The organism is Myxococcus llanfairpwllgwyngyllgogerychwyrndrobwllllantysiliogogogochensis, assembly GCF_006636215.1.
Taxonomy (GTDB): domain Bacteria; phylum Myxococcota; class Myxococcia; order Myxococcales; family Myxococcaceae; genus Myxococcus; species Myxococcus llanfairpwllgwyngyllgogerychwyrndrobwllllantysiliogogogochensis.
In genome coordinates this window covers 1-11,528 of record NZ_VIFM01000333.1, presented here as the reverse complement: position 1 = coordinate 11,528, position 11,528 = coordinate 1, and the positions used below count along the sequence as shown (strand labels likewise).

Sequence of the window (11,528 nt, the reverse complement as noted above, 5' to 3'; positions counted from 1 at the left end):
ATAAGAGACAGCCCCCTCAACCGGTGCTCACCCTCCGTCTCCCCCGCCGTGTCCCACGCATACGTGTACGGAGCCTCCAGCACCGCGAGCACCTCTCCGTCCCGGAGCAACTCCACACGGTCCGGACGGTGCCCCGTCACCTCCAGGCCGAGGTCCAAGACCCCCCTCGTGTAGGCCGTCGCCTCGGGCGTGCGGATGCGCACCTCGCCCTGGACGGGAGTGATGCCCGGCACGTCGATACAGGCCGGCGCGGACAGGAGAACGGCTACCACCCAGGGCGGCAGGACAGGTCTTGGAGTGCTCATCGTGTGGTGTCAGTGCAGGCCGCGTTCCGTTGCCCACCAGACAGTCGCATGCCCATAACAGCCCTCTCCCGCTTCCTCCAAACCACCCCAACCCCTTGCTTTCAGGCCCGGACCCACCGGCGCGGAGTCGTTCCACTTCGGGTGCAATCCCCATGGCGCCGTCCCGGCGCTGGACTCCCGTCCGTGCTCCGGAACCGCTCTGCCGCCCGCTCTCCGGGGGAGCCCCCTGGGGCACGAGGCACTCGCCACCTTCATCCCCATCTTCGCTCAGGGCCAGGAGCCGCCAGCGCGCCGGCTCGCCCAACGGAGGCCAGGGAACATGAAACGGGCATGGAAGAACCGCGTCGTCGTCATCACCGGAGCGTCCAGCGGCATCGGCCGCGCCACCGCGCTCGCCCTCGCGAAGAAGGGCGCCCACCTCGTGCTCGCCGCCCGCCGCGAGGAGCCGCTCGAGGACCTCTCCCGTGAGTGCGTCTCCCTCGGCGTCCGCGCCGTCGCCGTCCCCACCGATGTCTCGGATTCCGCCTCCGTGCAGGCGCTCGCCCAGGAAGCCGTGCGAGCCTTCGGCCGCTTCGACGCGTGGATCAACAACGCCGGCGTCTACCTCATGGGCAGCCTGGAGGAGACCCCCGACGACGCCTTCCGCCAGCTCATGGAGACCAACTTCTTCGGCACCGTCAGCGGCACCCGCGCCGCCGTGACGCAGTTCCGCCGCCAGGGCCACGGCACCCTCGTCAATGTCTCCTCATCCTTCGGCTCCGTCACCGCCCCCTATGTCAGCGCCTACGTCGCCTCCAAACACGCCGTGCGAGGCTTCACCTCCTCCGTCCGCCAGGAACTCCTCGATACCGGCATCCACGTCTGCACCGTGATGCCCGCCGCCATCGACACGCCCCTGTGGCACCACACGGCCAACTACACCGGCTGGCGCGTGCGCCCCGTGGAGCCCGTCTACACCCCCGAACGCGTCGCCCGAGCCATCCTCCGCGTCCTGCGCCAACCCCGCGCCGAAGTCCTCGTCGGCCCCGCCGCCCGCGCCTTCGCCGCCATGCACGGCCTGATGCCGCGGACCTTCGAGCGCACCATGCACGGCGCCACCGAGGCCCTTCACTTCGAGGACGAACGTCAGGGCGCCACCCCCGGCAGCCTGTTCCACCCCATGTCCGAGGGCACCGCCACGTCCGGCGGCTATCACTCCCGGAGCAAGCAAGCCCTGCGCCGCCTGCTCTTCGCCGGGGGACTGGTCGCCACGGCCGCTCTCTTGGGGAGGAGGGAGGCTCGGGGGCGGCTTGGCGCGCGCGTCGCCCACGCACTAGGGGTGTGAGACTCACATTGTCGTCACGGGCCCGGTCCATCGCGGGCCCGTGACCGGGCCATGACACGGCCCGGGGAAAGTCCCGCCGCCATGACCGACATCGCTGTCCTCGTCAATCTGCGTGCACGCCGGGGCTCCGAGGGAGTCGGCGGCCTGGTGCAGCGTTTCCTCCCCAAGGCCCGACTGGCGCTCACCCGCTCGCTCGAAGAGGCCCGGCACTGGATTTCCGAGTTGCGTCCCAACCCGCCCTCGCTCCTGCTGGCCGGAGGCGGTGACGGCACCATCACCGGTCTGCTCAACGAACTGCGCGCGGCGGGTGTGGCCCTGCCGGCCATCGGCGTGCTCCCCATGGGCACTGGCAACGCCTGGGCGCGCGTCACGGGCGCCCCCCGTCCCGCCGTGGCGCTCAAGCAGATCGCCGCCATGCGCGAAGTCCTGCCGCCCACGCGTCCCTTCTCCCTGGTGCGCGTGGAGGGCAAGGTGGCCCCCTTCGCCGGTACGGGCTGGGACGCGGAGATGATTCAGGACTTCAAGGATCAGCTCTCCGCCGCGGGTCCGCTGCGCAGCCAGCAGGCGGGTCTGCGCGGCTACCTCACCGCGATGTTCACCCGGACGGTGCCTCGGCACATGTTCGGCTCCGGCACCCCCCGGGTGTCCGTCTACAACGTGGGCGAGCCCGCCCTCACCGTGGACGCTCGCGGCAACGTGATTCCGGTGCCCAACAGTGAGAAGGGCGCGCTCCTGTACGAAGGGCCCGCGGGCGTGGCCGGAGCCGCCACGACACCCGAGTGGGGCTTCGGCTTCAAGGCCTTCCCCTTCGCCCAGACGGTGCCGCACCGGCTCTCCGTGCGCGTCTACAGCGCCGGCGTGCTGGAGGCCACGCGCAACATGTTCAAGCTGTGGCGCGGCGAGCACCCGCTGCCGCACATGCATGACTGGTTCGTCCAGCGCCTGCGCATGGACTTCGACCGCGACGTGCCCTTCCAGATGGGCGGGGACGTCATCGGCATGCGGCGCTCGGTGGAGTTCGACCTGGCCGAGGAGAGCGTCCAGCTCGTCGACTGGCGCAAGCTGTCCCGCATGGTCCACGTGTAGCCCAGCGCGCTCTCGTTGACTCGGGTGTGCTCCGGACACTATGCCGGTGCGCCGTGAGCTACACCTACGAGTACCCGAGACCTTCGTTGACGGTGGACTGCGTCGTCTTCGGCCTGGACGACGATGACCTGAAGGTGCTGCTCATCCAGCGCGGGGTGGAGCCCTTCGAGGGCCGCTGGGCGCTGCCGGGCGGCTTCGTGAAGCTGGACGAGTCGCTCGAGGCCGCCGCGCGGCGCGAGCTGGAGGAGGAGTCCGGCCTGCGCCCCGGGCACCTGGAGCAGCTCTTCACCTTCGGCGAGCCGGACAGGGACCCTCGGGGCCGGGTCATCACCGTGGCGTACTTCGCGCTGGTGAAGCTCAGTGCCCACGCGCTGCGCGCCGCCACCGATGCCCGCGAGGCCGCGTGGTTCTCCGTCTGGGATACGCCCAAGCTGGCGTTCGACCACGCGGACATCCTCAACACCGCGCTGCAGCGCCTCAAGGGCAAGGTGCGCTACCAGCCCATCGGCTTCGAGCTCCTGCCGCCCAAGTTCACCCTCACCCAGCTCCAGCGCCTGTACGAGGTCGTGCTGGAGCGCGAGCTCGACAAGCGCAACTTCCGCAAGAAAATCCTGGCCATGGACCTGCTGGAGGAGCTGGACGAGGTGGAGCAGGACGTCTCCCACCGCGCCGCGCGCCTCTACCGGTTCGACCACAAGAAGTACCGCCAGCTCGAGAAGGCCGGCTTCAACTTCGAACTCTGACGCCCCGCTGTCCACCCGCGCACGGAGGCCCTGTCCTCCCGTCCGGCCTCCCATTGCATTGACACAGTGTCGTTCGGACACTATGTTGGTGTCGTAGGTACACGAACCCGGAGCGAGGCTCCGCGGGACAGCGCCACCAGAGGAGAGGCGCGGCCCGTGGAGTCCCTCTTCGGGGAGCGTGGGAGGCCGCCGCTCCCGGGGAGCCCGGGGGACAGGGCGCGTCACCTTGTCGCACCTTCGCCGTGCCGAGCCCGTTCGCGGGCCACGGGAGAGCCATGTCCTCGCTTCCCTTCGATGTCGCCGCCGCCTCCGTGCAGGGCCGGGAGCATGCGAGGGCGGGGCGCAACAACCAGGATGCCTGGTGCGTGCGCGCCAGCGAGCACGGGCTGGTGGCGGTGGTGGCGGACGGTTGTGGCAGCCAGCCGTGCAGTGAGCTGGGCGCGCAGCTCGGCGTGCGGCGGGTGGCGCAGGCGGCGCTGGTGCGATTGGCGGAGGACGGGCGTGTGGATGAAGCCGGGTTCCTTCCCGGGCTGCGAGAGGACGTGCTGTGTCTGTTGAGTGAGCTCCGGCGGGAGCTCGGTCGCGACACACTGGGGGACTTCCTCTTCACGGTGGTGGGCGCGGTGCTGACGCCCTCTCACACGCTCGTCTTCTCCGCGGGAGATGGGGTGTGGTGCCTCAACGGCGAGGTGCGGGTGCTGGGGCCCTTCGCGAACAATGCACCGCCCTATCTCGCCTATGCCTTGTCGAGTGGAGCGCAGACGCCGCTCGTCGCGCAGGCCCTGGTGCCGACGCAAGACGTGCGGGTGTTGATGCTCGGGACGGATGGCGTCTCGGACCTGGCGAAGCTGGCGCAGACGCGCCTTCCCGCGAGCGACGAGCAGGTGGGGGAGCTGTCGCGGTTCTGGACGGAGGACCGCTACTTCACGAACCCGGATGCACTGCGGCGCCGGCTGGCGATGCTCAACCGAGAGCACGTGCGCGCCGACTTCGAGGCACGGCGCCTGGAGCGCGCGCCGGGTCTGCTCGCGGACGACACGACGATGGTGGTGCTCCGTCGCCGCATGGGGAGGGCGTGAAGCCATGGACCTCTGGCTCGAAGGCAAGAAGGTGCGGCTCAATCCCGCGAAGGCGCTGGGCAAGGGCGGCGAGGCGGATGTGTTCGACCTGGGCAAGGGGCGTGCGCTCAAGGTGTTCAAGCAGCCCGAGCATCCAGACTACACGGGGCTCGCCGTCGAACAGGCCGCCGCTCGCGCTCGCCTGGACGAGCATCAACGCAAGCTGCGCGCCTTTCCCACGGGCCTGCCGGGGAGGGTGGTGACGCCGCAGGCGCTCGCCACGGATTCCACGGGACAGAGGGTGCTGGGCTACGCCATGCGCAAGCTGGACGGCGTGGAGTCCCTGCGTCGCTTCGGCGAACCCACGTTCCGCCGCGTCGGCGCCACGTCCGCTCGCGCGGTCGAAGTGCTGTGTGGGCTGCATCGGACGCTCGCCGGGGTGCATGCCTCGGGCGTGGTGGTGGGCGACTTCAACGATTTGAACGTGCTGGTGACGGGGCACGCGGACGCGCACCTCATCGACGCGGACAGCTTCCAGTTCGGAGGCTTCCTGTGCTCGGTGTTCACCGAGCGCTTCCTCGACCCGGTGCGCCTGGGCGGCGCGACGAGCCTCATCCCCACGAGGCCCGCGTCGGAGGCGAGTGATTGGTATGGCTTCACCGTGGCCGCGATGCAGTCGCTCCTGTGCGTGGGGCCTCACGGCGGCGTGTACCGGGCGAAGTCCCCGGCGGCGCGGGCGACTGCGGCGGGGCGGCTGCTCCAGCGCATCACCGTCTTCCATCCGGAAGTGCAGTACCCGAAGCCCGCGCTCCCGCTGCGCACGCTGCCGGATGACGTGCTCCACCACCTGCACCGCGTCTTCGTGGAGGACCTGCGCTGCGTCTTCCCGCTGCCGTTGCTGGAGGGCCTGCGTTTCACCGCGTGCGCGTCGTGCGGCGTCGAACATGCGCGGAGCGCCTGCCCCACGTGTCAGCCCCACGCGGTGGCCGCGAGCACACCCGTCACCTCGACGCGCGGTCAAGTGACGGCGACGCACCTGTTCTCCACGCGCGGCGTCCTGGTGCACGCGAGCGTGGAGGAGGGAGTCCCACGCTGGCTGTACCACGCGGACGGAGCCTATCGGCGCGAGGACGGACGTGTGGCGTTGCGCGGACCGCTGGACCCCTCCCTGCGCTGGTCGCTGCAAGGGGACGCGACGCTGGTGGGGCGTGACGGCGTGGTGGCGGTGCTCGTCCCGGAGCGCGCGCCCGAGCGACTGAGCGTGGACGCCCCCGAGGGACGCCCGGCCTTCGCCGCCAATGCGAGACATCGCTACTGGGCGGTGGGCGGCGGACTGTGGCGCGACGGCGCGCATGGCCAGGAGCGCATCGGCGACGTGCTGGAGGGACAGACGCGTTTGTTCGTGGGGCCCCGCTTCGGCCTGGGGTTCCACCGCGCGGGGGGGCTGAGGGGCGCGTTCGTCTTCGATGTGGAGCGTCTGGGATTGCGAGACGGACTCGTGTTGCCGTGGCCCTCGGGACAGCTCGTGGACGCGGATTGTGTCTTCGACGGGGCGCTCGCGTGGCTGTTCCTCGCGGAGGAAGCGGCGGGGCGCACACGGCACCATTGCGTGGCGGTGGGCTCGGACGGCGTGGTGCGCGCGAGCGGCGTGGCGGAGGCGGGGGATGGCTCGTGGCTGGGCGGCGCGTTCCGGAGCGGACGGTGCGCGGTGGGGGAGGCGCTGTTCTGCGCGACGGACGCGGGCCTCACCCGCGTGGAGCCACGGCAAGGCCGGCTGGAGGCCGTGCGCGAGTTTCCGGATGCCGAGCCTTTCGTGGACTCGGGTTGTCAGCTCCTGCTGACTCGGCAGGGGTTGTTGGTGGTGGGCAGGCAGGACCTCACCACGCTGCGGATGGCGTGAGCGGACACATTGAGTTCTTCACATGGGGGTAGCGCGATGAAGAAGCACCTGAAGGAACTTCCGATGCCTGGCTTCTACCGGGCGGACCACGCGGGCCAGTACAGCTACGGCCCGGATGCGGGAAGGCTTCAACTGGAGGCGGGAGCGTGGCGGGGCGCGCATGGAGTCACTTCGGCGGCGGCGGATGGGTTCAACCTGCACCTGTTGCTCATCGACGTGCAGAAGGACTTCTGCTTCCCGGAGGGCTCGCTCTACGTCGCGGGGCGCAGCGGACGCGGCGCGGTGGACGACAGCCGCCGAATCGCGGAGTTCATCTACAAGAACCTGGGCACGCTGACGAACGTCACGGCGACGCTGGACACCCACTTCGCGTACCAGATTTTCTTCCCGTCCTTCTGGGTGGACCAGGATGACAAGCCACTCACGCCGTACCGCGAGGTGACGCGCGAGCACATCGAGCGCGGGCAGGCTCGGCCCAACCCCGCGATGGCGAAGTGGCTGTGCGGCGGCAACTACCCCTGGCTGCTCAAGCAGGTGAAGTACTACTGCGAGGAGTTGGAGCGCGCGGGGAAGTACACGCTGTACCTGTGGCCGCCGCACTGCCTCCTGGGAGGCGACGGACACGCGCTGGCCGGCGTGGTGCAGGAGGCGCGGCTGTTCCACTCGTACGCGCGCGGCATGCAGTCCTGGGCGGAGGTGAAGGGCGGCAACCCGTTGACGGAGAACTACTCCGTGCTGCGGCCGGAGGTGATGGGCCGGCATGACGGCCAGCCGCTGGCACAGCGCAACACCCAGTTCCTCAAGACGCTGCTGACGGCGGACGCGGTGGTGATTGGCGGCCAGGCCGCGAGCCACTGCGTGAAGAGCTCCATCGACGACCTGCTCGGAGAAATCGTCGCGCAGGACGCGGCGCTGGCTCGCAAGGTGTATCTGTTGACCGACTGCATGTCCGCGGTGACGGTGCCCGACGGCAAGGGTGGCTTCGCGGCGGACTTCACCCCGCAGGCGGACGCGGCCCTGAAGCGCTTCGCGGACGCGGGCATGCACCTGGTGAAGTCCACGGACCCGCTGGCGAGCTGGCCGGACCTGCGCATCGGCTGAGCTGTCTTTTCATCACGCATATCAAGACCCGACCTTGCTCCGAAGAGAGCGGGCGGGCGGAGCCCTGCCCTCGGACCGGGGGAGAAAGTGAGCTGGACATGAGCAGCACGAGCAAATCGACGTGGGGTGGCCAGACGGCGGTGACGAAGCTCTTCGAGGATGCGCACGCGGAAGGGGTGTTGAGCCCCGCGGGATTGCAGGCGCTGTCGGTGGTGGACCTGGGCGCGCAAATCCAGGCGGGGCTCGGCGTGCGGGTGGAAGACGTGCAGGCCAGCGAGGTGGTACTGGTGACGGTGATGCCAGACGACTCGGGGAGCATCTCCACGAGCGGACACACGAAGACGGTGTGCGACGGGCACAACCTGGTGCTCGACTCACTGCTGGCGAGCAAGCAGAAGGACGGCGTCCTCTTCCACACGCGGTACCTGAATGGCCACGTGCTCAATCCGTACCGGCCGCTGGAGGACGTGGTGCGGATGCACTCGAAGAACTACAGCGCGGACCAGGGCACGCCGCTGTACGACCAGGCGGTGGTGCTGCTGGGCACGGTGCTGGCGAAGTCCCAGGAGTTCAGCGGCAACGGCGTGCCGGTGCGCACGGTGACGTTGCTGATTACCGACGGCGCGGACATGCACTCGAGCCGCGCCACAGCGAGGGACGTGGCGGCGGTGGTGAACGACCTGCGTCGCGCGGAGAACCACATCGTCGCGGCGATGGGCATCGATGACGGGAGCACGGACTTCCGGCGCGTGTTCCAGGAGATGGGCATCGAGGACCAATGGATTCTGACCCCGGGCGAGACGGCGCAGGAGATTCGCGCGGCCTTCCAGGTGTTCAGCCAGTCCGCGGTGCGCGTGAGCCAGGGGGCCGCGAGCTTCAGCCGCACGGCCCTGGGTGGCTTCGGCCGGTGAGGCGCTATTCGTCCTCTTCTTCGATGTCGCTGAAGACGAACTGGGGCGTGTCGGACAGGGCTTCGAGCACGGCGATGCCCGGCCCAGCATCCATGACTCCTACGGCGTTCGTGTCGAGGTAGATTTCAATGTACCGGGCGTGCTCCAGGTCCTTGACGAGCCTCCAGCGGATGCCGCTTGGGGGAAGCATGTCGCCCTTGCGGTAGCAGGCGACCTCGAAGGAGACGGGGGTGGAGAGCCGTGCCGGGTCGCCTCGGAATATCCGGGCGATGCGTCCTTCCACCACGGCCTCGCCCGGGGTGACGGGCGGGAGCTTGACGCGGTCTACCTCGAGCTGGACGTGCAGCTTCGCATGCAGGGCGCTGCTGACATCGCGACGGGCATAGTCGTCAGGAGAGAGGGCCATGTCCAAAGCCTACCCTGACAAGGCCCGGAGAGGGTTTGCTCCCCGGGCCTGCTGACTCCTTGCGTGACTCAGTGAACGCGGGCGGGCGGCAGGTTGGACGGCACCAGGCCCACGGACTTGAGGCCCGCCGTCGGCGCGCACACCAGCGCCTTCAGGTCATCGGCGCGCCGCGTCAGGTCATCGAACGTGCGCACCGACTTCGTCACCGGGTCCGTCACCGTGGTGCCTCGCAGGTAGGGTGACAGCGCCGCCGTCGTCCCTCGCGTTCGAGGGGCCACATGGACGAACTCCGTCTGCGTCTCGCCCGCGTGGCAGCCGCTGCACGTGTTGAGGGAGAACTTGTGGCGCACCTCGTTCGCCACGTTCGGCGCGCGCCAGAAGAAGTCCAGCGGCACCAGCGAGTGGGCCGCCAGGAACGGGAAGCCTCCCATGCTGTCGGGCACCACATGCCGCTCCGCGAGCACGTCCGCGCTGTTCTCCGTCAGGAAGGTGGCCAGCAGTTGCGTGTTCTCGAAGTGCAGCGCCGGCGTCAGCTTCATCGTCGTCGGCATCAGGCCCAGCGGCGAGAGGATGAACTCGCGCATCTCCCACGGCTCCGCGAGCTCGATTTCATTGGTGCGAATCTGGTTCAGCGCGCTGCCCTCGTGCCGACCCGTCATCACCCCTCGCTTCGAGAAGCGGTCCGTGAGCGCCTGGAGCTTCGCGTTGTAGCCCGCGTTTCCAACCTTCAGCGTTCCCAGCTCATGCCAGTCCGTGGCCCAGCGCTGGATGGACTCCGGCGTGGTTCCGGGCAGGGCGTACTCGAGGATGATGGTGAACTCGAGCGGCACACCGCTCGGGTCCACCACGCCGAAGATGAAGCGCCCCTCTCCCGCCTGGAGACCCTGCTCGCGCAGGTCGATGCGGTTGACGATGGCCAGCAGCCGGAACGGCGCCGAGTTGAAGTCCAGCGGCGCCGACGGCCCACCACTGCGCGCCTCCCACGGCCCCAGCACGCGCGTCTGCATCTCCGGACGCGGCGGAATCTCCAGCCCATTCACGTTCTGCTTCGCAAGCCACGTCTTCAGCCACGCGCGCACCATCGGCGACGGGTCCTGCCCACCGGCCAGCTCGCGCATCACCGTGCCGAAGTGCCACGGCCCACCGGGCGCCGTGCGCACCGGGTCCTCGACGACGGACAGCGCCGTAATCATCAGCTCGCTCGGCTTGTCGATGGTGCACTGGCTGGTGGGCTGGCACACCGTGCGCGACTCGCAGCCGTTGGCCGGCTTGCCGTCGCAGTCGTAGTAGCCCGGCGCGCAGGTGTGGCCACACGTCGCCGCCACGCAGACGCCGTCCGCATAGGGGCCGTCCTGGCAGGTGTTGCCACAGGTGCCGCAGTGGTTCGGGTTCGCCGTCAGGTCCACCTCGCACCCGTTGGAGGAGCGACCGTCACAGTCCGCGGTGCCCGGCGGGCAGCGGAGCTCGTACGCGGGCCCTTCCGCGCATGTGGACACGTTGCCCGAGGCGTCCTTCGCCGCGAGGAACACGCGGTGGCTGCCTCCGGCTCCGAAGGGCGCGGTCGCGGTGAAGCGTCCCTCCGCGTCCGCCTGCACCGTGCGCGCGGGCGTTCCCGTGCACGCGACGTCGATGAAGATGCCCACGGTGGCGTGGGGCTCGGCGGTGCCCGTGACGACGAGCTGGCGGCCGTCGTTCAGGTATTGCCACTTCACGTCCGTGACGCGGGGCGGGGCCGGCGGCGTGCCGTCGTTCTGGTACTCCAGGGGATTGGAGCAGGGAGACGGCGTGGAGTAGCCGCCCGAGTCCTTGGCTCGCGCGGACACCGTCACCTTCTCGTCCCTGGCCACGTTCACCTGGGCGAAGAAGAAGCCGGCGCCATCCGCGGTCAGCGTCTGCTCCGCGGTGCCCTGGCAGGTGGCGTTCCTGAAAATCTCGACGGTGACGCGCGGCTCCGCGCGGCCGTTGAAGACGGGCTGGAGGCTGCCGCCGGGTGAGCCCGGGCTGGTGCTGATCAGCACCGGCGCAATCCGTGGCGTGCCGTCGCCGTAGGGGTAGTCCACGGTGGGGCTGCAGGGCGAGCCATTGCCGACATCGTCATAGGCGCGCGCGGACCAGGTGGCTCCGGGCGTGGTCGGGACGTCGATGGGGACCTCGCAGTAGGCGTTGCTGCCCGTGACAGTGCTCGCGACTTCCTGGCCGTAGCAGCCTGGGCCCTCGTACACGCGCACCGTGGCGCCTGCCTCGGTATGGAGGCTGAGGTTGCGCGGCCTCCCGATTCCGGCCTGCGTCCATGCGGGCGCGGGTGTCTCCGGAGGCGTGCGGTCCACGCGGACGGTGTTGCCGAGGCGGACGTTGTTGTCCTCGCGGGTCTCCGTGGCGGCGCCGTCTGGATCCACCCTCGCGCTCAGGAAGTAGCTGCCCTCGGGCGCGGCCCGCGCGCTCACCGAGACGGAGACTTCCCGACATTCGCCGGAGCGGAGGGAGAGGCGGGTGCTGGTGGCCAGGAGGATTTCGCTCGTGCCGGGAGCGGCGGTGGCGGTGAGGAAGAAGGAGGCCTCCGTCGAGCCGGCGCCGCCGCCCTCGTTGCAGAGGCGCGCCCGGGCTCGCAGCTCGCCCGCGCCGAGGGCCGAAGGGCCGGAGACGGACTCCACCTGGAAGTCGGGACCGCCGGACTCGGTGGGGTCGGGCTGGGTG

At 69.8% G+C, this 11,528-nt stretch carries 10 protein-coding genes; 7 read left to right on the top strand and 3 right to left on the bottom strand.

All coding sequences use genetic code 11. From position 1 onward, the window contains the following. Positions 1 to 272, bottom strand: a 272-nt coding sequence (locus FJV41_RS44010) for an Ig-like domain-containing protein (RefSeq protein ID WP_181791357.1), incomplete at its 3' end; no start/stop codon positions are given. Positions 273 to 624: 352 nt separating this feature from the next. Here FJV41_RS44010 and FJV41_RS44005 point away from each other — a divergent pair. The 7 genes from FJV41_RS44005 (at position 625) to FJV41_RS43975 (ending at position 8,428) form a co-directional block, all read left to right on the top strand. After that, complete coding sequence (locus FJV41_RS44005) at positions 625 to 1,629, top strand: SDR family NAD(P)-dependent oxidoreductase (RefSeq protein ID WP_141648626.1); 1,005 nt, start codon at positions 625 to 627, stop codon at positions 1,627 to 1,629. 81 nt (positions 1,630 to 1,710) lie between these two features. Beyond that, entirely contained in the window at positions 1,711 to 2,715 is a 1,005-nt protein-coding gene (locus tag FJV41_RS44000) for a diacylglycerol/lipid kinase family protein (RefSeq protein ID WP_141648625.1), read from the top strand. A gap of 53 nt (positions 2,716 to 2,768) precedes the next feature. After that, a complete protein-coding gene (locus FJV41_RS43995; protein WP_141648624.1) occupies positions 2,769 to 3,458 on the top strand; it encodes an NUDIX hydrolase in 690 nt (229 codons plus the stop codon). 275 nt (positions 3,459 to 3,733) lie between these two features. Further along, positions 3,734 to 4,537 carry a protein phosphatase 2C domain-containing protein gene (locus FJV41_RS43990; protein ID WP_141648623.1) on the top strand — a complete coding sequence of 268 codons (804 nt, stop codon included), beginning with the start codon at positions 3,734 to 3,736 and terminating at the stop codon, positions 4,535 to 4,537. A gap of 4 nt (positions 4,538 to 4,541) precedes the next feature. Next, positions 4,542 to 6,416: a hypothetical protein gene (locus FJV41_RS43985; RefSeq protein WP_141648622.1), complete on the top strand. Its 1,875-nt coding sequence runs from the start codon at positions 4,542 to 4,544 to the stop codon at positions 6,414 to 6,416. Between the two features lie 36 nt (positions 6,417 to 6,452). After that, entirely contained in the window at positions 6,453 to 7,517 is a 1,065-nt protein-coding gene (locus FJV41_RS43980) for a cysteine hydrolase family protein (protein WP_141648621.1), read from the top strand. 98 nt (positions 7,518 to 7,615) lie between these two features. Further along, positions 7,616 to 8,428, top strand: a complete 813-nt coding sequence (locus FJV41_RS43975; protein ID WP_141648620.1) for a hypothetical protein — start codon at positions 7,616 to 7,618, stop codon at positions 8,426 to 8,428. A 4-nt stretch (positions 8,429 to 8,432) separates the two neighbouring features. On the opposite strand, the gene FJV41_RS43970 is transcribed toward FJV41_RS43975, so the two are convergent. Continuing rightward, positions 8,433 to 8,834, bottom strand: a complete 402-nt coding sequence (locus tag FJV41_RS43970; RefSeq protein WP_141648619.1) for a hypothetical protein — start codon at positions 8,832 to 8,834, stop codon at positions 8,433 to 8,435. Between the two features lie 68 nt (positions 8,835 to 8,902). Continuing rightward, positions 8,903 to 11,528 (bottom strand): CARDB domain-containing protein (locus FJV41_RS43965; protein ID WP_141648618.1); only part of this gene is annotated, 2,626 nt, incomplete at its 5' end.